Consider the following 25,207-nt stretch of genomic DNA (forward strand, 5'->3'; position numbering starts at 1 on the left):
ACTCACTCCAGTTCGCGCAACAATCGGTGTATGTCGCGCAGGGGCAAAATGTAGTCCGGCGCGAAGCGCTGGAGTGCGGCTTTGGGCATGGTGTCGATCTCCGCTTCTCGCGGATCCTGGACGATGGTCAGGCCGCCGGCACGCTGAATCGCCTGCAGCCCGGCGGCGCCATCCTCGTTGGCGCCGGTCAACAGGATGCCCGCCACCCGCGGGCCCCAGGCATCGGCCGCGGATTCGAACAGCACATCGATCGAAGGCCGGGAAAAGTGCACGACGTCGTCCTGGCTCAGCGACAGGCTGCCATCGCGCTCGACCAGCAGGTGGTAGCCGGGCGCGGCAAAATACAGGGTTCCGCCACGCACCGCTTCCTTCTCGTCGGCCTCCTTGACCCGCAGCCCGGTCTTGCGGCGGAAGATTTCCGCCAGCTGCGTCGGCACATGCGGCGGAATGTGCTGCACCACCAGCAGCGGCAACCGGAAGGCAGCGCTCAGGCCGTTGACCAGCACGCTCAGGGCGGCCAGGCCACCGGCCGAGGTGCCGATGACCACCGCCTCGATGGCCGGCTGACGTTTGCCGGCGACAGACACCACGCTGCTCATAGCTTGCGAAAGATCCTTTCCTGCTTGTCGAACGCCTCGAACTGTCCAGCGTAGGCGGAAAACTCCACGGTTTCCTTGGCGCCCAGGCCGAGAAAACCGCGATGACAAAGCGACTCGTGAAACAGGCCGAAGGCCCGGTCCTGCAAGGGCCGGTTGAAATAGATCAGCACGTTGCGGCAGGAAATCAGCTGGGTTTCGGAGAACACGCTGTCGGTCGCCAGGCTATGGTCGGCGAACGTCACCTTGTCCCGCAGCGCCTTGTCCATGATCGCCGAGTCGTAGGCGGCGGTGTAGTAATCGGCGAAGCTGCCCGTGCCGCCGGCCTGCTGGTAGTTCTCGGTGTACTTGCGCAGGTGGTTGATCGGGAAGATTCCCTGCCGCGCCTGCGCCAGTGAACGCGGGTTGATGTCGGTGGCATAGATCAGCGAGCGCTCCAGCAGACCCTCCTCGCGCAGCAGGATGGCCATCGAGTAGACCTCCTCACCGGTGCTGCAGCCGGCGATCCAGATCTTCAGCGACGGGTAGGTACGCAGCACCGGCACCACCTGTTCGCGCAGCGCGCGGTAGTAGCCGGGATCACGAAACATCTCGCTGACCGGAATGGTCAGGTACTGCAGCAGGTCCATGAAGGCCTGCGCGTCGTAGAGAATCTTGCGCTGCAGCGCCGAAACGTTCGGGCAGTCGAGCTGCTTGAGCGCGAGCATCACCCGGCGCTTGAGCGACGCGCCGGAGTAGTCGCGAAAATCGTAGCTGTACTTGAGGTAGATCGCCTCGATCAACAGCTTCAGTTCGATATCGACGCTGCGCTCGGACATGTCACAGCAGCTCCACTTTCGGCAGCCATACGCGAATCAGCGAGAACAGTCGGTCGAGGTCGATCGGCTTGGCCAGGTAGTCGTTGGCGCCGGCCCGCAGGCAGCGGTCCTGATCGTCCTTCATCGCCTTGGCGGTCACCGCAATGATCGGCAGCTTGGCGAAGCGCGGGTCCTTGCGGATCTCCTCCATCGCGGTGAAGCCGTCCATCTCCGGCATCATGATGTCCATCAGCACCAGATCGATGCCGGCGTCGTGCTGCAGCTTGGCGATCGCTTCCAGGCCATTGCGGGCGATCTCCACCACCGCGCCCTTCTGCTCCAGCGCGCTGGTCAGGGCGAAGACGTTGCGCACGTCGTCGTCAACCACCAGCAACTTGCGCCCTTCGAAGGCCTTCTCGCGGCTGCGCGCGCTTTTCAGCATCTTCTGCCGTTCGGGCGGCATATCCGATTCAACCTTGTGCAGGAACAGCGTGACCTCATCGAGCAGGCGCTCCGGCGAGCGCGCGCCCTTGATGATGATCGAGCGCGAGTACTTGAGCAGCGCCGCCTCCTCGTCACGGGTGAGGTTGCGCCCGGTATAGACGATCACCGGCGGGAAGGAACAGATGTCCTCCTTGGCCATGCGCTCGAGCAGCTCGCTGCCGTCCATGTCCGGCAGCTTGAGGTCGATGATCATGCAGTCGAACACCGTATTGCGCAGCAGGTCGAGGGCCTGCTCGCCGTACTCCACGGCGGTGATTTCCACGTCGATGTCCTCGATCAGCCGCGACACGCTCTCGCGCTGGCGGGCATCGTCCTCGACCAACAGGATGCGCTTGACCTTCTGTGCCAGCTTGGCTTCCAGGCGGCTGAACACCTCCTTGAGCTCGTCACGGGTGGTCGGTTTCATCGCGTAGCCGACCGCGCCCATCTGCAAGGCGGCCTCCTTGCGATCCTCGACGGACACCACATGCACCGGAATGTGCCGGGTCGCCGGATTCTCCTTGAGCCGCTCGAGCACGGTCAGCCCGGAGTGGTCGGGCAGGCGCATGTCCAGCAGGATGGCATCGGGCTTGTACTGCAGCGCGGTGTCGAAACCATCGTCGGCGTTCTGCGCGATCAGACAGCTGTACTGCAGCTCGTGCGCCAGCTCGCGCAGGATGCAGGCGAACTGCGGTTCGTCCTCGATGACCAGCACCGAACGCTCCTTGAACGGATAGGCGTCACGATCATCGGCAAGCGGTTCGACGAGCGGTTTCGCCACCTTCGGCGGCGCCTCCGGGCGTCGCCGGCGGGGTGCTGCCACCGGGGCGGCGACCGCCGGCAGCGGCGCCGCTGGCGGCTCCGGTTCGCGCGCGCCGGCCACGTAGTTCTCCGGCAGCAGCAGGGTGAAGGTGCTGCCAACCCCGGCCTCGCTCTGCACGCTGATCGAACCACCGAGCAGCTGCGCCAGCTCACGGGAGATCGACAGCCCCAGGCCGGTGCCACCGTAGCGGCGGTTGGTGGTGCCGTCGGCCTGACGGAAGGCCTCGAAGATCGCCTCCTGCTGCTGCGGCGCGATGCCGATGCCGGTATCGGTCACTGCGAAGGCGATCTGCCCGTCCGCCCGCGGCGAGATGCGCAGGGTCACCGAGCCGCTTTCGGTGAACTTGAACGCGTTGGCCAGCAGGTTCTTGAGAATCTGCTCCAAACGCTGGCGGTCGGTGTACACGCTCGTTGGCAGCCCGGCGTCCAGCTCGACGTGAAACTCCAGCGCCTTCTCCAGCGACTGGGCGAAGAACAGGCTCTTCAACCCTTCGGCCAGGCGCGGCAGGATGGTCAGTTCCGGATGCACATCGAGCTTGCCGGCCTCGACCTTGGCGATGTCGAGGATGTCGTTGATCAGGGCAAGCAGATCGTTACCCGCCGAATAGATGGAGCTGGCGAATTGCACCTGCTCGTCGCTCAGATTGCCGAGCGGATTGTCGGCCAGCAGCTTGGCAAGGATCAGCGAGCTGTTCAGCGGCGTGCGCAGCTCATGCGACATGTTGGCGAGGAATTCGGACTTGTAGCGGCTGGCGCGCTGCAGTTCGTCGGCGCGCTCCTCGAGCAGCAGCTGTGCCTCGCGCAGACGCCCGTTCTTCTCATCCATCTCGTCGCGCTGACGGGCCAGGGTATCGGCCTGCTCGGCCAGCTGCTCGTTGGTCTGCTCCAGCTCGGCCTGCTGCTCTTCCAGATGCATCTGCGACTCGCGCAGCGCGCTGGACTGCTCCTCCAGCTCCTCGTTGGCGGAGCGTAGCTCCTCCTGCTGGACCTGCAGTTCCTCGTTGAGCTGCTGGGTTTCGGCCAGCACCCGTTGCAAACGCTGGCGATAACGCGCCGCCTCGATGGCTGCGCCAATCGACGCACCGATGCGCCGCAGCAGCTCGCTGTCCTCCTCACGCAACGGGCGCAGGAAGCAGAGCTCGATCACCGCATTGAGCATGCCGCTGTCCTCGACCGGCACGATCAGCACCGCGCGCGGGCTGGTAGTGCCGAGCGCCGAGCTGACCTTGAGGTAATCCGCCGGCAGCTGCTCGAGCGCCATCAGGCGCCGCTCGAGCGCCGCCTGGCCGACCAGGCCGGCACCGAATTCGAGCGTGCGCTTGTCGTTCAGCTGCTGCGGGTCGTAGGCGAACTCGGCGACCCGCTGCAACTTGCCGTCCTGCACCACGTAAAGGGCGCCAACGGCGACGTCGAGATAGCGCGCGAGGAATTGCAGGATGCTCTGACCCAGCGCCGGCAGCGCCATCTCACCGATGATTGCCTCACTCAACTGGCTCTGCCCGGCGCGGTACCAGGCCTGTTTCTCCAGTGCCTGGGCATGGGCCTGCTGGCGCTCCAGTGATTCGCTGTAGGTGTTGGACAGGCTGAGCAGGTCGCGGCGCCCGAAGTAGGCCAGCAGGCCACTGAAGATCAGGCTGAACAGCAGGAAGCCGCCGATCAGCGCCGTGGTGATTGTCTCGCTGAGCTCGGTGCGCTCAGCGCGAATCTGCCGCTCGGTGGCGATGAAATCGTTGAGCAGCGCGCGGATCTGTCCGCTCAGATTCAGGCCGCGACCGCCCTGCACCAACTCCTCGATCGACTCGCCACGGGCGCGCTGGGCGAACGCCTGTTCGGCAAAGCGCACCCACTCCTCGTGCAACGCGATCACCTGATCGACGCGGCTGAGCTGCATCGCATCGCCCCGCGCGTAGTCCTTCATCTCGGCCAGCTGCTTGCGCTGCGCCGGCAGCTCGCGGTTGTAAGGCTCGAGGAACACCTCGTCGCCGGCGATCAGATAGCCGCGCATCGAGGCCTCAAGGTCGCCCATCATCTTCGCCGCCTCGTGGGCATGGGCCACACCACGCACCGATTTGTCGACCCAGTGGCTGACTTCCAGCAGGTAATAGACGATGCCGCTGAAAAAGAACGCACTGAGAAAACCGAAGCCGAGTGGCACGGTCACGTTCCGGTTGAGGATGCGTCTGAAGTTGCTTCGATCGATGAAGGAATCGCTCATCTGGTTTCCTTTCCGGCGCCCCAATGGCAGGTCAGACACATGCGTGGCGCAACCGTCCGACGCGTGACTGCACGGTCATGGCATTCCGTGGTGTTTCGGGATGATCTTGAGTGTTCCGCGCACGATAGGTTCCGCCGCGGCAGGTGCCCGGACTCTACACAAGCCGCCCGACGAGCACAAAAAAGCCCGACGTCAGGTCAGGCTGTTTTATTTACTGATCGTTTCAGCGGCGGGCGATGATCCATACCGCGTGAATGATGCCGGGAATGTAGCCGAACAACGTAAGCAGGATGTTCAGCCAGAAGGCGCCACCCAGTCCCACCTGCAGAAACACGCCGAGCGGCGGCAGCAGGATGGCAAAAATGATGCGGATCAGGTCCATCGTGGTCTCCCCAGAATGCAAATGGCCAACAGGGCCTATGCAGTCGACCGGATGCGCGCACGACGGTTCCGTTGCCGCGGCGGCGAGACCAGGAACTGCTCAAAGGTTGCAGAGGGAACGGCAACCGCCGCCGATCGGCAGCGGTTGGCAGCTCCGAGGCGTCCGGATCGGTCGCCAGGTTGCACCTTATTCAGGTGCGGCTGGGGTAGACGCGACCGGCCAGTCGTGGGACCGGTCTTACTGCGTCCGGCGACGTGCGCCTTGTGGGCGAACACCGCGACCAAGCGTAGCGCTTAGTTTGCTAACTATTTCAGAGGTGCACTACCGCTGCCATTGGCGGAAGGTCGATAGTCGGGCGCGGGCGCGCGACGGCAGTCACGCGCCTGGCTGGTCGGCTATGCTGCTCGGTGAATTGCCTGCGCCGATCGCCTGGCGGTGGAACGCAGGGTCACTCCACAGTGCTGCACCCCTTTTTCAACAGGAATCCCACGTGCCCACATTCAACTCATTGCTGTCGTACGCCGCGCCACGCACTGCCCGCCTGCTGGGCCTGGCGCTGCTGGCCTTGAGTCTTGCGTCCTGCGCGCTGTTCTCGCCACGCGATCCGCTCAGCGTACAGGTCGCCGGCATCCAGCCGCTGCCCGGCGAAGGGCTGGAGCTGCGTCTGCTGGTCAAGCTGCGCCTGCAGAACCCCAACACCACGCCGATCGAATACGACGGCGTGGCGCTGAGTCTGGAAGTCAACGATCGACGCCTGGCCAGCGGCGTCAGCGATCAGCGCGGTACCGTGCCACGCTTCGGCGAGAGCGTGCTCAGCGTGCCGGTGACTATCTCGGCATTTTCCGTCGCCCGGCAGGCACTCGGCCTGGCCGAGCACATCGGTCTCGACGAGGTGCCCTACGTGCTGCGCGGCAAGCTGGCCGGCGGCCTGTTCGGCACCCAGCGCTTCGTCGAGAAGGGCACCCTGGATCTGTCCGGCGCGGCAACCGGCCCCTACCGGCGCGCGCCCTAGCGCTAGTCGGAGCTGCCCGCCAGCGCCGACGCCCACTCTGGCCGGCACTGCCCGGCGCGACAGCGATTGGCCTCGTGCGCCGGATCTTCCTGCATGAGCTTGCGGGTCACGCCGTTGGTCCAGCCGAATCCATCCTGCAGGGCGTATTCGCCGCCGCCAGCATGCTCGGTGCAGGGGCGCAGCACGTACTTTTCCACCAGCCGGCTTTCGCGCTCGAACAGGTAGCTGACGATCTTCAACCAGCGCTCTTCGATCTCCAGCGCCAGCGTCTGCTCGCCGTAGTGCTGCAAGCCACGGATGCCGATCCACTGCAGCGGCGCCCAGCCGTTGGGGCAATCCCATTGCTCGCCGCTGCCGTAGATCTCGGTGGTACGCAGCCCGCCCGGCGCCAGCAGGCGCTCGCGCACGATCCGCGCCACGCCAGCCGCCTGGTGCGCGCTGGCTTGCTGGACGAACAGCGGTGCCAGGGTCGCGGCGGTGAGGTTGTCACGCTGGCGTTGGTTCGCCCAGTCGTAGTCGAAGAAGGCGCCGCTCGCCTCGTTCCACAGGTAGCGGTTCATCGCGGCGCGCCGTTGCTGCGCGTATCCGCGGAACTGTTCGGCACAGTGTGGCTGGCCCCTGATCGCGCTGAGCCGGGCGATCTGCCGTTCCAGCTTGTAGAGGAAGCTGTTCAGGTCCACCGGCAGGATGCAGGTGGTGCGGATGCTCGCCAGACAGTGCGGGTCGTCCAGCCAGCGCGAGCTGAAGTCCCAGCCGGATTCCGCCGCGGCGCGCAGGTGGCGATACACCTCGTGGGCCGGTCGCGGCGAGGCGCGCGCGGTCTCGACATCCTCGCGATAGGACTCCTCGCGCGGCGTGTCGCGCTCATCCCAGTAGCGATTGAGCAGGCTGCCGTCGGCCAGGCGCACGCAACGCCGATGCGCTTCCCCCGGGCGCAGCGCCTCGCCGCCATCCATCCAGAACGCGTATTCCTTGCGCAGCTGCGGCAGGTAATCGCTGGCGCGATGCACGCCGGTTTCCTCGAACAGGTCGGTCATCAGCGCGAACACCGGCGGCTGCGAACGGCCCAGGTAGTAGGTGCGATTGCCGTTGGGGATATGTCCGTAGGTGTCGATCAGGTAGGCGAAGTTGTCGGCCATCGCGCGCAGCAGCTCGCAATGCCCGCTTTCGTCCAGCCCGAGCATGGTGAAGTAGGAATCCCAGTAGTACAGCTCGGTGAAGCGCCCGCCCGGCACCACATAGTCGTGCGGCAACGGCAGCAGCGAAGAGAACGGCGGATGCTCGCGCGGATGGCGGGTCAGCACCGGCCAGAGCCGGTCGATGTGGGTGGCGAGACTGTCGTCCGGGTTGGCGACGAAGGCCTTGCGCGGCAGCTCGTAGACGCTGAAGTTGGCGTGCACGAAGGCGGCCAGGTCGAAATCGGCGGCGGTGCTTTGTGCGCGGTAGTCGTCGAGGATCAGTTGCGGATGGCGGTGCGGTGCGCAGTCGACGAAGGTCTTGCTGTCGTCGAAGACGCGCTGCATCTGCACCGCGACGAATAGCTCCTCGTAGCGCTCGGCCGGGCTCAGGGTGTCGGCCGCACCGGCTTGGTCATACTCGAACGGGTAGTCGGCGTCGGTCATTGCTCGCGGTAATTCCATAGCAGGCCGCCATCGACGGTAAGTGTAGTCCCGGTGATGTAGTCGGCGTCGGCCGAAGCGAGAAAGGCCACGGCCCCGGCCACATCGCGCGGCTGGCCGAGACGGCCGGCGGGAATGTTCTGCAGCAGGCCGGCGAGCTTGTCCGGGGCATCGAGCAGCTCACGGTTGATCGGCGTTTCCACCGCCCCAGGCGCCACGTTGTTCACGGTGATGCCCAGCGGCGCCAGCTCGATCGCCAGGTTGCGCATGAGCATCTTCAGGCCGCCCTTGCTGGCGCAGTAACTGGCGAAATTGGGGTGCGGCAGCTCTTCGTGCACCGAGCTGTTGTTGATGATGCGACCGCCATGGCCGGCATCGCGCAAATGGCGGGCGAAGGCCTGGGCGAGGAAGAACGGCCCGCGCAGGTTGACCGCGAGCACCCGTTCGTAATCCTCGGCGCTGGCCTCGAGAAAGCTGGCCTGGGTCTGGATCCCGGCGTTGTTGACCAGGATATCCAGCCCTCCCAGCTGTGCGACGCTCTCGCGCACCAGGCGCTGGCAGTCCTCCACGCTGGCGACATCGGCGGCGACGATGCAGGCGCGACGCCCGAGCGCACGCACCCGCGCGGCACTCTCGCGGGCATCGGCGTCGTCTGCACGACCGTTGATGACGATATCGGCGCCCTCCTCGGCCAGCCGCACGGCGATACCGCGGCCGATTCCCTGGGTGCTGCCGGTGACCAGCGCGACCTTGTTCTGCAATCTCATGTGCACCTCCGCTACCAGCATCTTTCGCTAGAGGTTCTGACGGAAGCGGCTGCGGCATGTTCCCCGCGAGGCGCTCGCAACGGCGCCGAGCAGACATCCGCCAGCGTCACCGCCGGCTTTCTCGCGTCTCGGCAAAGGCGCACAATAGCGCGCTTTTCCGCGCCTCCGAGAAGGACTCCATGGCAACCGCCGACCTGCGCAAAGGCTACCTGCTGGGGCTCATCACCTTCGGCATCTGGGGCATGTTCCCGCTCTACTTCAAATCGATCGAGCAGTTCGGCGCGCTGGAGATCGTCACCCAGCGGGCGATCTGGTCGGCGCTGTTCGGCACCCTCGCCCTGCTGATCTGGCGCCACGCCGGTTGGTGGCAGGAACTGCTGGCCCACCCGCGGCGCATCGGCGTGCTGGCGATCTCCAGCCTGCTGATCGCCAGCAATTGGCTGATCTACGTCTGGGCGGTGAACCACGGCCACATGGTCGAGGCCAGTCTGGGCTACTACATCAATCCGCTGGTCAACGTCCTGCTCGGCTTGGTGGTGCTGCGCGAGCGGCTGCGTCCGCTGCAATGGCTGGCGGTGGCGATGGCGGCTACCGGGGTTGCCCTGCAGCTGCTGACGCTGGGCGAGTTTCCGTGGATCTCCATCGTGCTGGCGCTGAGCTTCGGCAGCTATGGCCTGCTGCGCAAGCAGGCACCCGTGGCGGCGCTGCCCGGGCTGGTGGTGGAGACCTGGCTGCTGCTGCCAGTGGCGCTGATCTGGCTGTTCGTCTTCGGCAGCGGCGCGAGCACCGAGCCAGCCTTCTGGAGCACGAGCGAGGCGCTCTGGCTGGTGGCCGCTGGCCCGGTGACGCTGATTCCGCTGCTGTGCTTCAACGCCGCCGCGCGTCACCTGCCGTATTCGACTCTGGGCTTTCTGCAGTACATCACGCCGACGCTGTTGCTGATCCTTGCCGTGCAGCTGTTCGACGAGCCCTTCCCGGCGGACAAGCAGCTGGCTTTCTTCTTCATCTGGGCGGGTCTGGCGGTCTACAGCGTCGACACCTGGCGGCTGATGCGCAAGAACAGCCTGTAGCGTTCAGCCCGCCGGCTGCAGCTTGAGCTCTACCATCAGATCGTTGGCGAGGGTTTCCAGGCGCTCCTGCAGCAGCTCCAGCGACAGTTCGCTGGGCACTGCCAGACGCGCCTCGGCGCGGAACAGCGGCTCGTTGCTCATCGGCGCCGGCAGCACCTCGGTGTCCAGACTCTCCAGGTTGACGCCGTGCTCAGCCAGCAGATGGGTGATGTCGCGCACGATGCCCGGGCGATCGTTGCCCACCAGTTCCAGCTGAATCTCCTGCCAGCTCGACGGCGGTTCCGTGCCGCTGTGCGCCAGCAGTACGCGGATACCTTGCGCCTCGAGCCCCTGCAACGCGGCGGTGAGCTCGGCATGCGCCGCCTGCGGCACCGCCACCCGCAGAATGCCGGCGAACTGCCCAGCCATGCGCGACATGCGGCTCTCCAGCCAGTTGCCGCCATGCTCGGCGATGCACTTGGCCAGGCGCTCGACCAGGCCGGGCTGATCGGCGGCGATGACGGTGAGTACGAGGTGATCCATGGGCTGCTCCTCTAGCGGAAATCGGACGCGCGCCAAGGGCGGCCTCATAGGTATAGCAGCCACGTACGGGATGGCACCTGCGGGGTACCGCCGGCCATCGCCCCGCGGGTGACAACGCCGCCACTTTCAGCGGACTGATTTTCCCCGGCGCTTCATGTAGTATCCGCCGACCCGGACTACAAGAAATTGCATCCGACAGATTTGAAGAAGAACCAAGTGAGGCGAGTAATGACTGAGCGCGTTCAAGTCGGTGGCCTGCAGGTCGCCAAAGTCCTGTACGACTTCGTGAACAACGAAGCGATTCCCGGTACTGGCGTCGATGCCGCGGCCTTCTGGGCCGGCGCTGATCGCGTCATCCACGACCTGGCGCCGAAGAACCGTGCGCTGCTCGCCAAGCGTGATGAACTGCAGGCCAAGATCGACGCCTGGCACCAGGCGCGCGCCGGTCAGGCTCACGATGCCGTCGCCTACAAGGCCTTCCTGCAGGAAATCGGCTACCTGCTACCGGAAGCCGAAGACTTCCAGGCCACCACCCAGAACGTCGACGAAGAAATCGCCAGCATGGCCGGCCCGCAGCTGGTGGTGCCGATCATGAATGCGCGCTTCGCCCTGAACGCCGCCAACGCCCGCTGGGGCTCGCTGTACGACGCGCTGTACGGCACCGACGCCATCTCCGAAGAAGACGGCGCGACCAAGGGCCCGGGCTACAACGAAATCCGCGGCAACAAGGTCATCGCCTACGCGCGCGCCTTCCTCGATGAAGCCGCACCGCTGGAAACCGGCTCGCACGTCGACTCCACCGGCTACCGCATCGAAGGCGGCAAGCTGGTCGTCGCGCTGAAGAATGGCAGCACCACCGGCCTGAAGAACCCGGCCCAGCTGCAGGGCTTCCAAGGCGAAGCCAGCGCGCCGGTCGCCGTGCTGCTGAAGAACAACGGCATCCACTTCGAGATCCAGATCGACCCGGCCAGCCCGATCGGCCGGACCGACGCCGCCGGCGTGAAGGACATCCTGATGGAAGCGGCGCTGACCACCATCATGGACTGCGAAGACTCCATCGCCGCCGTCGACGCCGACGACAAGACCGTCGTCTACCGCAACTGGCTCGGCCTGATGAAGGGCGACCTGGTCGAGGAGCTGGAAAAAGGCGGCAAGCGCATCACCCGCGCGATGAACCCGGACCGCGTCTACACCAAGGCCGACGGCAACGGCGAGCTGACCCTGCACGGCCGCTCGCTGCTGTTCATCCGTAACGTCGGTCACCTGATGACCAACGATGCCATCCTCGACAAGGACGGCAACGAGGTGCCGGAAGGCATCATGGATGGCCTGTTCACCAGCCTGATCGCGGTGCACAACGTCAAGGGCAACACCACCCGCAAGAACACCCGCACCGGCTCGGTCTACATCGTCAAGCCGAAGATGCACGGCCCGGAAGAAGTCGCCTTCGCCACCGAGCTGTTCGGCCGCGTCGAGGACGTCCTCGGCCTGCCTCGCAACACCCTGAAGGTCGGCATCATGGACGAGGAACGTCGTACCACGATCAACCTCAAGGCCTGCATCAAGGAAGCACGCGAGCGCGTGGTGTTCATCAACACCGGCTTCCTCGACCGCACCGGTGACGAAATCCACACCTCCATGGAAGCCGGCCCGGTAGTGCGCAAGGCCGCCATGAAGGCCGAGAAGTGGATCAGCGCCTACGAGAACAACAACGTCGACGTGGGTCTGGCCTGCGGTCTGCAGGGCAAGGCGCAGATCGGCAAGGGCATGTGGGCCATGCCTGACCTGATGGCCGCCATGCTCGAGCAGAAGGTCGGTCACCCGCTGGCTGGCGCCAACACCGCTTGGGTTCCCTCGCCGACCGCCGCCACCCTGCACGCCATGCACTACCACAAGGTCGACGTGCAAGCGCGTCAGGCCGAGCTGGCCAAGCGCGAGAAGGCCTCCATCGACGACATCCTCACCCTGCCGTTGGCGCAAGACACCAACTGGAGTGAGGAAGAGAAGCGCAACGAGCTGGACAACAACGCCCAGGGCATCCTCGGCTACATGGTCCGCTGGGTCGAGCAAGGCGTCGGCTGCTCCAAGGTGCCGGACATCAACGACATCGCGCTGATGGAAGACCGCGCCACCCTGCGCATCTCCAGCCAGCACGTGGCCAACTGGATGCGCCACGGCGTGGTGACCAAGGATCAGGTGGTCGAGAGCCTCAAGCGCATGGCCGCCGTGGTTGACCGCCAGAACGAAGGCGATCCGCTGTACCGCCCGATGGCGCCGGACTTCGACAACAGCGTGGCCTTCCAGGCCGCCCTGGAGCTGGTCCTCGAAGGCACCAAGCAGCCCAACGGCTACACCGAGCCGGTGCTGCACCGCCGCCGCCGCGAGTTCAAGGCCAAGAACGGCCTGTAACCCGCCTGCGAGCAGCACAGAGAGCCGCCCTTCGGGGCGGCTTTTTCATGCCGGCCAGAAACAAATCTGCACCAACCACAAGCGCACTGACACCGGTCAGCCTCGTCCGCCGCCGGCCTGACTAGACTTACGTCCAATGTGCCCGCAACGGGTCGCAGCCGAACATGGAAAAAAAGTGGAAACGAACCATGAGTAAAGCTGATGCTTTCGCCGAGGCGGGTAAAACCGCGGTCATGCAGAACATCCATGGCACCATGGAATTTCTGCGCAAGTACCCCCCGTTCAAACAGATGGAAACAGCCCATCTGGCCTTCCTCGTCGAAAACTGCGAGCTGCGCTTCTACGCCGAAGGCGACCGCATCATTTCGCCCGAGGACGGAGTGGTCGAGCACTTCTATATCGTCAAGCAGGGCCGGGTACACGGACAGCGACCGCATACCGCCAAGCGGGGTAGCGAGACCACCTTCGAGGTGATCGTCGGCGAGTGCTTCCCCATGGCCGCGCTGATGGGCGAGCGCGCCACGCGCACCGCCCACCTGGCAGCCGAGGACACCTTCTGCCTGCTGCTCAACAAGCCCGCCTTCGTCAAACTGGTGTCGATTTCCACCGTCTTCCGCGATTTCGCCATGCGTGGGGTCAGCAGCCTGCTCGACCTGGTCAATCAGCAGGTACAGATGCGCGCGGTGGAAAGCCTCGGCGAGCAGTATTCGCTGGACACCACCCTCGGCGAGCTGGCGCTGCACCATCCGGTCGCGTGCGCACCATCGCTGCCATTGCGTGAAGCGGTCGGCCTGATGCAGACGGAGAATGTCGGCAGCATCGTCATCGTCGACGACCAGCAGCGTCCGCTGGGCATCTTCACCCTGCGCGACCTGCGGCGGGTGGTGGGCCTGCAACAGGGCGAACTGGACAGCCCGATCTCGGCCTTCATGACCCAGCAACCGTTCCACATGCCACCGGAGGCGACCGCCTTCGACGCCGCCATCGCCATGACCGAACGGCATATCGCCCACGTCTGCGTGGTGAAGAACGGCCTGCTGTGCGGCGTCATTTCCGAACGCGACCTGTTCTCCCTGCAGCGCGTAGACCTGGTGCACCTGGCACAGACCATCCGCCATGCGGACCGTGTCGAGTCGCTGGTACTGATCCGCAGCGGCATCAAGCAGCTGGTGGACAACATGCTGGCGCATGGTGCGTCGTCCACACAGATCACCCACATCATCACCCTGCTCAACGATCACACGGTCTGCCGCGTGATCGAGCTGGCAATCGAGGACATGGGCGACCCCGGCGTACCGTTCACCTGGCTGTGTTTCGGCAGTGAAGGCCGCCGCGAACAGACCCTGTATACCGACCAGGACAACGGCATCCTCTTCGAAGCGGCCGACGCTGCCGAGGCGGCGCACCTGCGCGGGCGGCTACTGCCTCTGGCCGAGCGGATCAACCGCGATCTGGACACCTGCGGCTTCACCCTGTGCAAAGGCAACATCATGGCCAGCAACCCCGAGCTGTGCCTGTCACGCCAGGAGTGGGCCCGTCGCTTCAGCTCGTTCGTCCGCGAAGCGACCCCGGAGAACCTGCTCAGCAGCACCATCTACTTCGATCTGCGGGCCATCTGGGGTCCGCAGGAAGGCTGCGAACAACTGCGCCTGGGCCTGCTCGAGGAGATTGCCGACAATCGCCTGTTCCAGCGCATGATGGCCGACAACGCCCTGCGTCACCGACCACCGGTTGGGCGTTTCCGCGACTTCGTGCTGGCGCGCAAGGGCGACGGCAAGGACACGCTCGACCTCAAGGTCCAGGGCCTGACCCCATTCGTCGATGGCGCTCGACTGCTGGCCTTGGCCAACGGGATCGGCGAGTGCAACACACTTGAGCGTCTGCGCCAACTGGTCGAGAAAGGCGCCATCGAAGCCAAGGATGGTGCCGCCTACGAGGAGGCCTACCACTTCATCCAGCAGACGCGCATGCAGCACCACCAACAGCAAGCGCGCGACGAGGCGCCCTATTCCAATCGGCTCGACCCGGATACGCTCAACGCACTCGATCGTCGGATCCTGCGCGAGTCCTTCCGGCAGGCCCAACGCCTGCAGGCAAGCCTAGCCCTGCGCTACCAGTTGTAATCCGAGATGAAAATGACCTGGTTCCACCCCCGCGGGCCGAAGCTCACGCTCGATCATCAACAACGCCTGGCCAAGCTGCCGCGCCCCATCGCACCGGGCGAGACGCCACTGCGCCAGCAGCGGCTGGTGGTGCTCGACCTCGAAACCACGGGGCTGCACCTCAAGCGCGACCTGGTCATTTCCATCGGTGCAGTCACCATCGAAAACGCTGCCATCGACTTCTCCCAGCAATTCGAGTGCACCCTCAACCGTCAGGTGAAGGTGACCGAAAGCGTGCTGATCCACGGCATCGCGCCCAGTGAACTAGCCAGAGGACTGCCGCCCGCCGAAGCGCTGCTCCAGTTCATGGAGTTCGCCGGCGACAGCGTGTTCCTCGCCTTCCACGCCCCCTTCGACCAGCGCATGCTCGCCCGTGCGCTGAAGAAGGAGCTGGGCTACACCCTGGAAAACACCTTTCTCGATGTGGCCGAGCTGGCGCCCATGCTGTTTCCACAGGCGCTGATTCACCGCGGCGGTCTTGACCACTGGCTCGAGTACTTCCACATCGACAACCCGCAGCGCCATCACGCGTCCGCGGACGCCATGGCCACAGCGGAAATCGCGCTGATTCTGATGAATCGCGCCCAGCGCATGGGCATCGGACGCATCGACGAACTGGCCCAGCGACTCAGATGCTGGAACCGTTCACGCCAGGCCGCGCTGCACTCATTCTGATCGACCCCCGAAACACGATAGGCAGCTCGCCCGCCAATGCTGTCCCAGCCAAAGGTACGGTTGAGGGCAGGTCCACGCTCGCGTTCGCCACACGCCAGTCGAAGGAGAACTCGGCGGAAACCGGGCACTTCTTCGGGCCCGGACCGCTCGCCCACAAGCTGATCGCGCATATACCCCGCCCACACGCCGCTCGTCACAAGCAGGATGGCGGCAGATTGGCGCGGGTGGATCGAAGCGATTGGCTAACGAGCGAATCGTTGGCCAGCACGCCGACTACCGGTCGGCGTTGCAGATAGCCTGGTAAAGCGGGGAATCGGCTTCCAGCTCGGTCAAGGTTTCCATCTTGGCCTCACCGGCATCGTTCAGCCGGAACATTGCGCGCTCGTTGCAGAGCAGTTGGTATTTGCCGCTTTTCACCGTGGACGTCAGGTGCTGCTTTTCAAAGCGATACAGGACGAACCGAGCCAGACGCCCCTGGGGAGTGTCCTGGATCTGCGCGTTGGTGTTGTCGAGCACCGTGTAGGCCAGCGGCATGGGGAAACGCAGGGTCCAGGGCCGCCACAGCATGTGGCCCTCTTCGCTGGAGACGACCACCGAGCCTTGCGGCAGGCGAGCCTGTGAAGTCTGAAACCAGCTGTACTCGTAATAGATCGTGTAGCCGAACATGCCCAGACCGGCGAACACCGGAATGATCCACTTCGGCAGCCGCTTGCCAGACAGGGAGCGCAACAACAGCGCGATCCCGGCGCCCGCGAAGGCGGCGACGATTGCAGCAATGAGATGCCAGAACATATACAACTTCCTTAAAGAAATCGGGCTTCCAGATGGAAGCCCGATTTATGCCTCAACCCTGGGTCAGGTACCAGACCTGACTTCGGTTTGCGTCTCGCTTAGTGGGCGATCGCAGTACCAGCACCTTTCGGCGTACGTACGCTTTCAACCAGATCCTGAATCTCCTTCGGCGGAGCCTCGGTAGCCATCGAAACGGCGTAGGCGACAGCGAAGTTCAGGATGGCACCCACAGCACCGAAGGCCTGCGGAGAAATACCGAACACCCACTCAGCCGGTACGTTGGCGAAGCTGTTGGTGCCAGGAACGAAGAACCAGCCCAGGTACAGGAAAATGTACACGGCGGTGCTCACGATACCAACCAGCATTCCCGCAACCGCACCCTTGCTGTTCACGCGCTTGGAGAAGATACCCATCATCAGCGCCGGGAACAGGCTCGCTGCCGCGAGGCCGAACGCCAGTGCCACAACCTGAGCCGCAAAGCCCGGTGGGTTCAGACCCAGATAGGTGGCCAGGAGGATAGCTGCCGTCATGGACAGACGTGCCGCCATCATCTCGTTCTTCTCACTGATCTTCGGATTGATGAGCGTCTTGATCAGGTCATGACTGATTGCCGAGGAGATGGCCAGCAGCAGACCAGCCGCAGTCGACAGAGCGGCCGCGATGGCACCCGCAGCGATCAGACCGATGACCCAGCCCGGCAGGTTGGCGATTTCCGGGTTGGCCAGCACGATGATGTCGTTGTTGACAGTCAGTTCGTTGCCGTTCCAGCCACGCTCCTGTGCAGTCGGAGTGAACTTGGCGTTGGTGTCGTTGTACAACTGGATACGACCATCGCTGTTCTTGTCTTCCCACTTGATCAGACCAGTGGTTTCCCAGGTCTGGATCCAGCTCGGACGCTCGTCGTAGCGAATCGCTTCAGCCTTCGGACCTTCCGGATAGATGGTATCTACCAGGTTCAGACGTGCCATGGAGGCAACGGCCGGTGCGGTGAGGTACAGCAGGGCGATGAAGATGAGGGTCCAGCCAGCGGACCAACGAGCATCAGCCACCTTCGGCACGGTGAAGAAGCGAATGATTACGTGCGGCAGACCAGCGGTACCGATCATCAGCGACAGGGTGAACAGGAACATGTTCAGCTTGTTGTCGACGTCGGCGGTGTAGGCAGCGAAGCCCAGATCGGTCACGACCTGATCCAGCTTGTCCAGCAGCGGCAAGCCGGAATCGGCGTGAGTACCGAACATGCCGAACATCGGGATCGGGTTGCCAGTCAGCTGCATGGCAATGAACACGGCCGGAATGGTGTAGGCCACGATCAGCACGATGTACTGCGCCACCTGGGTGTAGGTGATGCCCTTCATGCCACCGAATACCGCGTAGGCGAACACGATGGCAGCGGCAATCCAGATACCAGCGGAGTTGCTCACTTCCAGGAAGCGAGAGAACGCCACACCAGCACCCGCCATCTGCCCGATTACGTAGGTAACGGAGATGAGGATGAGACAGACAACGGCTACCAGACGCGCACCACGACTGTAGAAACGGTCACCGATGAAGTCCGGCACAGTGAACTTGCCGAATTTGCGCAGATAGGGTGCCAGCAGCATCGCCAGCAGCACGTAGCCACCGGTCCAGCCCATCAGGTAAACCGAGGTGCCATAACCACCGGCAGCAATCAGGCCTGCCATGGAGATGAAGGAAGCTGCAGACATCCAGTCCGCCGCCGTTGCCATACCGTTGGTTATGGGGTGAACGCCACCGCCAGCAACGTAGAACTCTTTAGTTGACCCAGCGCGAGCCCAGACCGCGATCCCGATATAAAGCAGGAACGAGGCGCCCACGAACAGCATGTTGATCCAATATTGGCTCATAGTGGTTACTCCTCAACCCCGAATTCCTTGTCCAGTTTGTTCAGCCGCCACGCGTAGTGGAAGATGATCGCAATGAACGTGATGATGGAACCCTGTTGAGCGAACCAGAAGCCTAGATCCGAGCCCCCAACGGGGATTCCGGATACCAGCGGGCGCAGGAGGATACCGAAACCATATGAGACAAGAGCCCAGACCACTAAGCTCCAAATGATAAGGCGAACATTCGCCTTCCAGTACGCAGCAGCATTTTCTTTATCGTTGTCGGCCATTGACGTTCTCCGCCTTATTTTTATTGCGTGTGAAGGGAACCCACATGCTGAATTTAGCAGGGGTAGGTTAATGAATGAAAGCCCCGACTTTAGTCTGACGAACAAGATCGATTGACCAACCGGGCCTGCACCAGAAGGTGTACGTCGACCAGAGGCAGAGCGCCAGCATGGGCTACGGAACCTTCGCCGCAGACAGCCTAGAACACACCTGAAGCGCCAACCAGGCCGATCCCGACCTTGAAGACCCATCCTGCAAACGAGGCGATGAAACGGACTGGTCGGTCACGGCGTTATTAATCTCACCATTACTGAGCAGCGCAAGTAACTCACAACCGCCCGACAATTAATACAAACAAACAAATAAACAAATAAACAAATAAACAAATAAACAAATAAACAAATAAACAAATAAACAAATAAACAAATAAACAGACCAGAACAAGTTAACCCAACACTACACAACAAACTATCAACCAAATTAACAAACCGCTTAAAACAAATTAAACAAACAAAAAAGAGCAGACGCCATCAGCTATTCAATATGATCCTCTGATATTTCCTTTTTATTGCACGCGGCCTCTATTCCAGAAGCGGTGTCGCGCTGACACCAACAGCTCTGCCGGGCGTCCTCACGCCCACCTGCGCCGCTCGGACGGGTTATCTTCTTTATATAGGGGATGACCGATCGGCAGCGCAGCGCCCAGAGCGCCGCGGCAGAGAAGCCGACCGGACGCAGAAGCCAACCGGAATGCCGCATGCAAAGCCGGCCAGGTGCCCTGCGCGCCCGGCCGTCCCTGATGTTCGGCTCGGTGACGCCGCGCTAGCAGGCTGGTCGGCCGGCGGTATATTTGCCTGCCGGATCGATCGCGGCATTCAGATCGCGGATAGTCTCCGCGCCGATCAACAACGGATAGCTGAAGTGAGAGCGATCGGTCAGGTTCACTTCCGCTTCGCGCAACTGGTCGCCGATGCACAACTGCATGCCGACGATGGGGCGCTCTGCACGCGGCGGCTCGCGCTCCGGGTCAACGTTGCCGGCTTCCTCGACACGCGTCTTGATTCGGCTGATGCCGAGCAGGCGTCGCTCGTAAAGGGTGTCGTCGGCTCCATCGACCGCCAGGCGGAAGCGTACCCAGTCTTCGCCATCACGCTCGAACTGCTCGATGTCCCGTGCGGACAAGGAAGCAGTCATGGCGCCAGTATCCATCTTGGCCGGCAGAGTCTTGCCGAGTTCTTCGATCTTGATGTGTTCGTAACGTCCATAAAGGGTGGGCTCGGCTGCCAGCGCCGGTAGGGCGAACAGGCCGAAAAGGAATAAAGCGCGGGACAAAACAAACCTCCAGGGTGCGGGAATGGATAATTTTCGATCAACCTCCCTGCGAGGGGTTCCGTCTTCGGGTTTTCAGAACATTTCGTCATGCCGCCGGATTCCTCGCAACACCTTGCGACCGACTTCTGCGCCGGCGGCCTGATAGACTGCAGTCCGCCTCCTTTGCGAAGACTTCTTCCGTGCCCAGTACCGCCTTTTCATCATTACCCCTTTGCACCGCCACCCTCGCCAACCTCGAAGCGCTCGGCTACACCGAGATGACGCCGATCCAGGCGCAGAGCCTGCCGATCATGCTCAAGGGCCAAGATCTGATCGCCCAGGCGAAGACCGGCAGCGGCAAGACCGCCGCCTTCGGAATCGCTCTGCTGGAGCCGCTCAATCCGCGCTATTTCGGATGCCAGGCACTGGTGCTCTGCCCGACCCGTGAACTGGCCGATCAGGTCGCCAAGGAACTGCGCCGGCTGGCGCGGGCAGCGGACAACATCAAGATTCTCACCCTGTGCGGTGGCGTCTCCATCGGTCCGCAGATCGGTTCGCTGGAACACGGCGCCCATGTCATCGTCGGCACGCCAGGGCGGGTGCAGGAACACCTGAAGAAAGGCAGCCTGAAGCTGGACGGGCTCAACACGCTGATACTCGACGAAGCCGATCGCATGCTCGACATGGGCTTCTACGACGCCATCGCCGAGATCATCAGCCAGACTCCGACACGGCGGCAGACCCTGCTGTTCTCCGCCACCTATCCGGCCGGGATCAAGCAGCTCGCGGCGACCTTCATGCGCGACCCGCAGCAGGTCCGGATCGAGGCGCTGCACGACGATAGCCAGATCGAGCAACGCTTCTACGAGATCGACCCCAACGAGCGGCTGGAAGCGGTGCTGCGCGTGCTTGCCGGCTTCCGTCCACAGAGCTGCGTGGCGTTCTGCTTCACCAAGCAGCAATGCCAGGACGTCGTCGACTACCTCACCACACACGGCATCTCGGCGATGGCCCTGCATGGCGACCTGGAGCAGCGTGACCGCGACCAGGTGCTGGCGATGTTCGCCAACCGCAGCCTGTCGGTGCTGGTGGCGACAGATGTGGCGGCACGCGGCCTGGATATCGATGCGCTGGACATGGTGATCAACGTCGAACTGGCACGCGATGCGGAAATTCACGTGCACCGCGTCGGGCGTACCGGGCGGGCCGGCAACCGCGGCATGGCGATCAGTCTGGTAGCGCCGGCCGAAGCACATCGCGCGCAAGCCATCGAAAATCTGCAGAAGGCAGCGCTGAACTGGCAGCCGTTAGACAGCCTGAAGGCCAAAACCGGCGAGCCGCTGCAGCCACCGATGGTGACGCTGTGCATCGGTGCCGGTCGCAAGGATAAGCTGCGCCCCGGTGACATCCTCGGTGCGCTGACCGGCGAGGCCGGTATTCCCGGCAGCCAGGTGGGCAAGATCGCCATCTTCGACTTCCAGGCCTTCGTGGCAGTCGAACGCGACGTGGCCCGGCAGGCGCTCAAACGCCTGAATGACGGCAAGATCAAAGGCCGTTCGCTGAAGGTACGGGCGCTCTGAGCCGAGCACCCGTCATGCGCCCCACGACAGGTAGGGCGCATGCACTGACGCTGCAGTGATACGGGGCGAACGGTATAAGCTTTGCAGCAGACGAAGCTGATGGCGGAGACGCGTGACAGCCGCACCGCGCCGACGTCCAATAGCGTCTACTCCAGCCAAGGTCGTCCCACTTATGCCGACTCCCTCGCTCAGCCAATCCCTACGTCGCCTCTGGGCGCTGGAGAAGTTCGGCTACAGCCTGCGGGTGTTTATCGCGCTGGCCGGCAGCATGGGCCTGAGCTGGGGGCTCGACCAGCCCGGACTCATGATTCCGCTGTTCCTGGGCATCATTGCCAGTGCCCTGGCGGAAACCGACGACAGCTGGCGCGGCCGGCTGAGTGCGCTGCTGGTGACCCTGGTGTGCTTCAGCGTGGCCTCGATTTCGGTGGAGCTGCTATTTCCCTACCCGTGGCTGTTCACCCTCGGCCTGGCGGCTTCGGCCTTCGCCCTGGTGATGCTCGGCGCACTGGGCGAGCGCTACGCGACGATCGCCCAGGCCACGCTGATCCTGTCGATCTACAGCATGATCGCCGCCGATCAGCGCGACGGCGTGATGCTGCACTTCTGGCGCGATCCGCTGCTGCTGGTCGCCGGCGCCACCTGGTACGGACTGCTCTCGGTGCTGTGGAACGCGCTGTTCGCCCATCAACCGGTGCAGCAGAGCCTGGCGCGCTTGTATCGCGAGCTGGGACAGTACTTCAAGCTGAAGGCGATGCTGTTCGAGCCGGTACGCCAGCTCGACGTGGAAGAGCGCCGGCTGCACCTGGCGCAGCAGAACGGCCAGGTCGTCAATGCGCTCAATGCGGCCAAGGAAACCCTGCTGCACCGTCTGGGCAATGGCCGGCCCGGGGTGAAGATCAACCACTATCTGAAGCTGTACTTCCTCGCCCAGGACCTGCACGAGCGGGTCAGCTCCTCGCACTACCCCTACCAGGCGCTGGCCGAGGCGTTCTTCCACAGCGACGTGCTGTTCCGCTGCCAGCGCCTGCTGCGTCTGCAGGCCAGCGCCTGCGCCGAACTCGGCGACGCCATCCAGCTGCGCCAGCCGTTCCGCTACAGCGAGGCCAATGCACAGGCGCTCGACGATCTGCAGGCCTCGCTGGAGCATCTGCGCGAACAACAGAACCCGGCCTGGCGCGGCCTGCTGCGCTCGCTACGCGCGCTGTCGGGCAACCTCTCGACCATGCAGCGCCAGCTCGCCAGTGCGAGCAACCCGGATGCCTTGGTCGGCGAACAAGACAGCAGCCTGCTGGATCGCCAGCCGCAGTCGCTAAGCGAGGCGTTCAGCCGCATCCGTCTGCAGCTGACGCCGACCTCGCTGCTATTCCGCCATGCACTGCGCATGAGCATCGCATTGGTCTGCGGCTACGCAGTGTTGCATGCCATCCACCCGGAACAGGGCTACTGGGTGCTGCTGACCACGGTATTCGTTTGCCAGCCAAACTACGGCGCCACGCGGATCAAGCTGGTGCAGCGGGTGGGCGGCACCATCCTCGGTCTGGTCGCCGGCTGGGCACTGTTCGACCTGTTTCCCAGCCAGCCGGTGCAGGCGCTGTTCGCCGTGGCCGCCGGCGTGGTGTTCTTCGCTACCCGGAGCACGCGCTACACCCTGGCGACGGCCGCGATCACCCTGCTGGTGCTGTTCTGCTTCAACCAGGTCGGCGACGGCTACGGGCTGATCTGGCCACGCCTGTTCGATACCCTGCTGGGCAGCGCCATCGCTGCGACCGCGGTATTCCTGATCCTGCCGGACTGGCAAGGCCGCCGGCTGAACCAGGTGGTGGCCAACACGCTGAGCTGCAACAGCGACTACCTGCGGCAGATCATGCACCAGTACGAGAGTGGCAAGCACGACGACCTGGCCTACCGCCTGGCCCGGCGCAACGCGCACAACGCCGACGCGGCGCTGTCGACCACACTGTCGAACATGCTTCTGGAGCCCGGGCACTTTCGCAAGGACGCCGAGACCGGCTTCCGCTTCCTGGTGCTCTCCCACACCCTGCTCAACTACCTGTCCGGGCTGGGCGCCCATCGCGAGAGTCTGCCGGACGACGCCAGCGACGCACTGCTGGAATCGGCCGCCGAATGCCTGGCGCAAAGTCTCGATGAACTGGCAGCGGCGCTGCGCGACAACCGCCCGCTGGCGCTCCACAGCGAAGCGGAAGATGCCCTGGCCGAGCGGCTGGAACAGCTTCCCGACGACATCGACGACGGCCACCGTCTGGTGCAAACGCAGCTCGGCTTGATCTGCCGGCAGCTGGCGCCGCTGCGCAGCATGGCCGTGCATCTGCTCAAGCAGGGCACCATCGAGCCCGCCGGGCAGCCGTAAACCGATCGGCGCGGTAAGATGCGCGCCTTTGCGAACGAGGGCATACCGTGCGAACCACAGACGTCATCATCATCGGCGCCGGCGCGGCCGGGTTGATGTGTGCATTCAGCGCGGCGCTGCGCGGCCGCCAGGTGCTGCTGCTCGATCACGCCAACAAGGCCGGCAAGAAGATCCTCATGTCCGGCGGCGGGCGCTGCAATTTCACCAACCTGTATACCGAGCCGGCGAACTTCCTCTGCGGCAATCCGCACTTCTGCAAGTCGGCGCTGGCGCGCTACACCCAGTGGGACTTCATCGAGATGGTCAGCCGCCACGGCGTGCCCTATCACGAGAAGAAGCTCGGCCAGCTGTTCTGCGATAACAAGTCCAGCGACATTCTCGAGATGCTGCTCGACGAGTGCGCCCAAGCCGGTGTCGACCTGCGTCTCGCCACCACGGTCGAGACGATCGAGAAAACGGCAACAGGCTACGCGCTGCAGACCAGCGCAGGCGAGGTGCACTGCCAGTCACTGGTGGTCGCCACCGGCGGGCTGTCGATCCCGACGCTCGGCGCCAGCGGCTTCGGCTACCAGATCGCCCGCCAGTTCGGCCACCACGTGCTGCCGACCCGCGCCGGGCTGGTGCCGTTCACCATTACCGAGCCATCGCTCAAAGCGCTGTGCGGCGAGCTGTCGGGCACTTCGGTGGATTGCCTGGCCAGCTGCAACGGTCAGAGTTTCCGCGAAAACCTGCTGTTCACCCACCGCGGCCTCAGTGGTCCGGCGATGCTGCAGATCTCCTCCTACTGGCAGGCCGGCGATGCACTGACGATCAACCTGCTGCCCGATCGCGATGCCGAACGCTGGCTGCTCGACGAACAGGTCGCGCGGCCGAACGTGGAGCTGAAGACGGTGCTGGGCGAGGTATTCACCCGCAAGATGGCGGGCCTGCTCAGCGAGCAGTGGTTCGCCTCGAAGCCGCTCAAGCAGTACACCCCGACGGAGCTGAAAGGCATAGCAACACGACTCGCCGAGTGGACACTGGTGCCAGCCGGTACCGAGGGTTATCGCACGGCCGAAGTGACGCTGGGTGGTGTGGACACTCGCGAGGTATCGTCCAAGACCATGGAGTCGCAGAAATCAGCGGGGCTGTACTTCATCGGTGAGGTGCTGGATGTCACCGGCCATCTCGGCGGCTTCAACTTCCAGTGGGCATGGGCTTCGGGCTACGCGGCGGCGCAATACGTCTGAGGGCGAGCCCTCACTGACTGGGCGGGCTCGACGGCGGCGAGATTTCGCGCGGGCCGGCGGGGTCGGTGGCGGTGTTGTGGTACTCCTGAGCATTGTCCTCGACGTTGTCCAGGGCCGAGTTTTTCTCATCCTCCGGCGAACAGCCGGTAAGCGGCAGGACGAGAGAAGCGCACAGCAGCAGAGAGAATGGCTTCATCAGTACCTCCGAAGCGTTTCAGCAGCATTGGCTGCAGGAGCGCAGGCTCCCGCAGCCACGACCGA

The 25,207-nt window shown here is 63.9% G+C and carries 20 protein-coding genes; 8 read left to right on the forward strand and 12 right to left on the reverse strand.

Annotated features, from left to right (window positions below; translation table 11 throughout):
• Window positions 1-2: 2 nt before the first annotated feature.
• The 4 genes from N8H22_RS02120 to N8H22_RS02135 form a co-directional block, all read right to left on the reverse strand.
• Complete coding sequence (locus N8H22_RS02120) at window positions 3-599, reverse strand: chemotaxis protein CheB (protein WP_264588973.1); 597 nt, start codon at window positions 597-599, stop codon at window positions 3-5.
• Entirely contained in the window at window positions 596-1,414 is an 819-nt protein-coding gene (locus tag N8H22_RS02125) for a CheR family methyltransferase (protein ID WP_264588974.1), read from the reverse strand. Before N8H22_RS02125 ends, N8H22_RS02120 begins: the two co-directional genes overlap by 4 nt.
• Before the next feature lies 1 nt (window position 1,415).
• Window positions 1,416-4,913: a response regulator gene (locus N8H22_RS02130; RefSeq protein WP_264588975.1), complete on the reverse strand. Its 3,498-nt coding sequence runs from the start codon at window positions 4,911-4,913 to the stop codon at window positions 1,416-1,418.
• A 223-nt stretch (window positions 4,914-5,136) separates the two neighbouring features.
• Complete coding sequence (locus tag N8H22_RS02135; RefSeq protein ID WP_264588976.1) at window positions 5,137-5,295, reverse strand: YqaE/Pmp3 family membrane protein; 159 nt, start codon at window positions 5,293-5,295, stop codon at window positions 5,137-5,139.
• Between the two features lie 490 nt (window positions 5,296-5,785).
• Between N8H22_RS02135 and N8H22_RS02140 the strand changes: the two genes are divergently transcribed.
• Window positions 5,786-6,307, forward strand: a complete 522-nt coding sequence (locus tag N8H22_RS02140) for an LEA type 2 family protein (RefSeq protein ID WP_264588977.1) — start codon at window positions 5,786-5,788, stop codon at window positions 6,305-6,307.
• 2 nt (window positions 6,308-6,309) lie between these two features.
• Here the strand turns inward: N8H22_RS02140 and treF are convergent, their stop codons facing one another.
• Both treF and N8H22_RS02150 read right to left on the reverse strand, forming a co-directional pair.
• A complete protein-coding gene (gene treF, locus N8H22_RS02145; RefSeq protein WP_264588978.1) occupies window positions 6,310-7,929 on the reverse strand; it encodes an alpha,alpha-trehalase TreF in 1,620 nt (539 codons plus the stop codon).
• Window positions 7,926-8,693: a glucose 1-dehydrogenase gene (locus N8H22_RS02150; RefSeq protein ID WP_264588979.1), complete on the reverse strand. Its 768-nt coding sequence runs from the start codon at window positions 8,691-8,693 to the stop codon at window positions 7,926-7,928. The genes treF and N8H22_RS02150 overlap by 4 nt, the downstream gene beginning before the upstream one ends.
• A 179-nt stretch (window positions 8,694-8,872) precedes the next feature.
• On the opposite strand from N8H22_RS02150, the gene rarD reads away from it, so the two are divergent.
• Window positions 8,873-9,763 carry an EamA family transporter RarD gene (rarD, locus tag N8H22_RS02155; protein WP_264588980.1) on the forward strand — a complete coding sequence of 297 codons (891 nt, stop codon included), beginning with the start codon at window positions 8,873-8,875 and terminating at the stop codon, window positions 9,761-9,763.
• A 3-nt stretch (window positions 9,764-9,766) separates the two neighbouring features.
• Here the strand turns inward: rarD and N8H22_RS02160 are convergent, their stop codons facing one another.
• Window positions 9,767-10,285: an ACT domain-containing protein gene (locus tag N8H22_RS02160; RefSeq protein WP_264588981.1), complete on the reverse strand. Its 519-nt coding sequence runs from the start codon at window positions 10,283-10,285 to the stop codon at window positions 9,767-9,769.
• A 228-nt stretch (window positions 10,286-10,513) separates the two neighbouring features.
• On the opposite strand from N8H22_RS02160, the gene N8H22_RS02165 reads away from it, so the two are divergent.
• The 3 genes from N8H22_RS02165 to N8H22_RS02175 all read left to right on the forward strand — a co-directional run bounded on the left by N8H22_RS02165 (window position 10,514) and on the right by N8H22_RS02175 (window position 15,531).
• Window positions 10,514-12,694, forward strand: a complete 2,181-nt coding sequence (locus N8H22_RS02165; RefSeq protein ID WP_264588982.1) for a malate synthase G — start codon at window positions 10,514-10,516, stop codon at window positions 12,692-12,694.
• Window positions 12,695-12,882: 188 nt separating this feature from the next.
• A complete protein-coding gene (locus tag N8H22_RS02170; RefSeq protein ID WP_264588983.1) occupies window positions 12,883-14,817 on the forward strand; it encodes a putative nucleotidyltransferase substrate binding domain-containing protein in 1,935 nt (644 codons plus the stop codon).
• A 6-nt stretch (window positions 14,818-14,823) separates the two neighbouring features.
• Window positions 14,824-15,531 carry a 3'-5' exonuclease gene (locus N8H22_RS02175; protein ID WP_264588984.1) on the forward strand — a complete coding sequence of 236 codons (708 nt, stop codon included), beginning with the start codon at window positions 14,824-14,826 and terminating at the stop codon, window positions 15,529-15,531.
• 273 nt (window positions 15,532-15,804) lie between these two features.
• Here the strand turns inward: N8H22_RS02175 and N8H22_RS02180 are convergent, their stop codons facing one another.
• The 4 genes from N8H22_RS02180 to N8H22_RS02195 form a co-directional block, all read right to left on the reverse strand.
• The gene (locus tag N8H22_RS02180; RefSeq protein WP_264588985.1) at window positions 15,805-16,323 is read right to left on the reverse strand and encodes a hypothetical protein; all 519 of its coding nucleotides are present in this window, start codon (window positions 16,321-16,323) and stop codon (window positions 15,805-15,807) included.
• 98 nt (window positions 16,324-16,421) lie between these two features.
• Window positions 16,422-18,191: a sodium:solute symporter family protein gene (locus N8H22_RS02185; protein WP_264588986.1), complete on the reverse strand. Its 1,770-nt coding sequence runs from the start codon at window positions 18,189-18,191 to the stop codon at window positions 16,422-16,424.
• Between the two features lie 5 nt (window positions 18,192-18,196).
• On the reverse strand, window positions 18,197-18,460 hold the full coding sequence (locus tag N8H22_RS02190; protein ID WP_264588987.1) for a DUF4212 domain-containing protein: 264 nt from the start codon (window positions 18,458-18,460) through the stop codon (window positions 18,197-18,199).
• A gap of 820 nt (window positions 18,461-19,280) precedes the next feature.
• Window positions 19,281-19,790, reverse strand: coding sequence for an ATP-dependent zinc protease (locus N8H22_RS02195; RefSeq protein ID WP_264588988.1), 510 nt, complete (start codon window positions 19,788-19,790; stop codon window positions 19,281-19,283).
• A gap of 179 nt (window positions 19,791-19,969) precedes the next feature.
• Between N8H22_RS02195 and dbpA the strand changes: the two genes are divergently transcribed.
• The 3 genes from dbpA to N8H22_RS02210 all read left to right on the forward strand — a co-directional run bounded on the left by dbpA (window position 19,970) and on the right by N8H22_RS02210 (window position 24,946).
• Window positions 19,970-21,349, forward strand: a complete 1,380-nt coding sequence (dbpA, locus tag N8H22_RS02200; protein WP_264588989.1) for an ATP-dependent RNA helicase DbpA — start codon at window positions 19,970-19,972, stop codon at window positions 21,347-21,349.
• Between the two features lie 172 nt (window positions 21,350-21,521).
• Window positions 21,522-23,717, forward strand: a complete 2,196-nt coding sequence (yccS, locus tag N8H22_RS02205; protein ID WP_264588990.1) for a YccS family putative transporter — start codon at window positions 21,522-21,524, stop codon at window positions 23,715-23,717.
• Window positions 23,718-23,764: 47 nt separating this feature from the next.
• Window positions 23,765-24,946, forward strand: coding sequence for an NAD(P)/FAD-dependent oxidoreductase (locus N8H22_RS02210; RefSeq protein WP_264588991.1), 1,182 nt, complete (start codon window positions 23,765-23,767; stop codon window positions 24,944-24,946).
• Window positions 24,947-24,956: 10 nt separating this feature from the next.
• On the opposite strand, the gene N8H22_RS02215 is transcribed toward N8H22_RS02210, so the two are convergent.
• Window positions 24,957-25,142, reverse strand: coding sequence for a hypothetical protein (locus tag N8H22_RS02215; RefSeq protein WP_264588992.1), 186 nt, complete (start codon window positions 25,140-25,142; stop codon window positions 24,957-24,959).
• Between the last annotated feature and the right edge of the window lie 65 nt (window positions 25,143-25,207).

It is taken from the genome of Stutzerimonas sp. S1 (genome assembly GCF_025966695.1).
Taxonomy (GTDB): domain Bacteria; phylum Pseudomonadota; class Gammaproteobacteria; order Pseudomonadales; family Pseudomonadaceae; genus Stutzerimonas.

Bases quoted from the DNA above. Each gene is read 5' to 3' on its own strand.
- N8H22_RS02120 (WP_264588973.1), bottom strand. From the start codon at position 599: ATGAGCAGCGTGGTGTCTGTCGCCGGCAAACGTCAGCCGGCCATCGAG.
- N8H22_RS02125 (WP_264588974.1), bottom strand. From the start codon at position 1,414: ATGTCCGAGCGCAGCGTCGATATCGAACTGAAGCTGTTGATCGAGGCG.
- N8H22_RS02130 (WP_264588975.1), bottom strand. From the start codon at position 4,913: ATGAGCGATTCCTTCATCGATCGAAGCAACTTCAGACGCATCCTCAAC.
- N8H22_RS02135 (WP_264588976.1), bottom strand. From the start codon at position 5,295: ATGGACCTGATCCGCATCATTTTTGCCATCCTGCTGCCGCCGCTCGGC.
- treF (WP_264588978.1), bottom strand. From the start codon at position 7,929: ATGACCGACGCCGACTACCCGTTCGAGTATGACCAAGCCGGTGCGGCC.
- N8H22_RS02150 (WP_264588979.1), bottom strand. From the start codon at position 8,693: ATGAGATTGCAGAACAAGGTCGCGCTGGTCACCGGCAGCACCCAGGGA.
- rarD (WP_264588980.1), top strand. From the start codon at position 8,873: ATGGCAACCGCCGACCTGCGCAAAGGCTACCTGCTGGGGCTCATCACC.
- N8H22_RS02160 (WP_264588981.1), bottom strand. From the start codon at position 10,285: ATGGATCACCTCGTACTCACCGTCATCGCCGCCGATCAGCCCGGCCTG.
- N8H22_RS02165 (WP_264588982.1), top strand. From the start codon at position 10,514: ATGACTGAGCGCGTTCAAGTCGGTGGCCTGCAGGTCGCCAAAGTCCTG.
- N8H22_RS02170 (WP_264588983.1), top strand. From the start codon at position 12,883: ATGAGTAAAGCTGATGCTTTCGCCGAGGCGGGTAAAACCGCGGTCATG.
- N8H22_RS02175 (WP_264588984.1), top strand. From the start codon at position 14,824: ATGAAAATGACCTGGTTCCACCCCCGCGGGCCGAAGCTCACGCTCGAT.
- N8H22_RS02180 (WP_264588985.1), bottom strand. From the start codon at position 16,323: ATGTTCTGGCATCTCATTGCTGCAATCGTCGCCGCCTTCGCGGGCGCC.
- N8H22_RS02185 (WP_264588986.1), bottom strand. From the start codon at position 18,191: ATGAGCCAATATTGGATCAACATGCTGTTCGTGGGCGCCTCGTTCCTG.
- N8H22_RS02190 (WP_264588987.1), bottom strand. From the start codon at position 18,460: ATGGCCGACAACGATAAAGAAAATGCTGCTGCGTACTGGAAGGCGAAT.
- yccS (WP_264588990.1), top strand. From the start codon at position 21,522: ATGCCGACTCCCTCGCTCAGCCAATCCCTACGTCGCCTCTGGGCGCTG.
- N8H22_RS02215 (WP_264588992.1), bottom strand. From the start codon at position 25,142: ATGAAGCCATTCTCTCTGCTGCTGTGCGCTTCTCTCGTCCTGCCGCTT.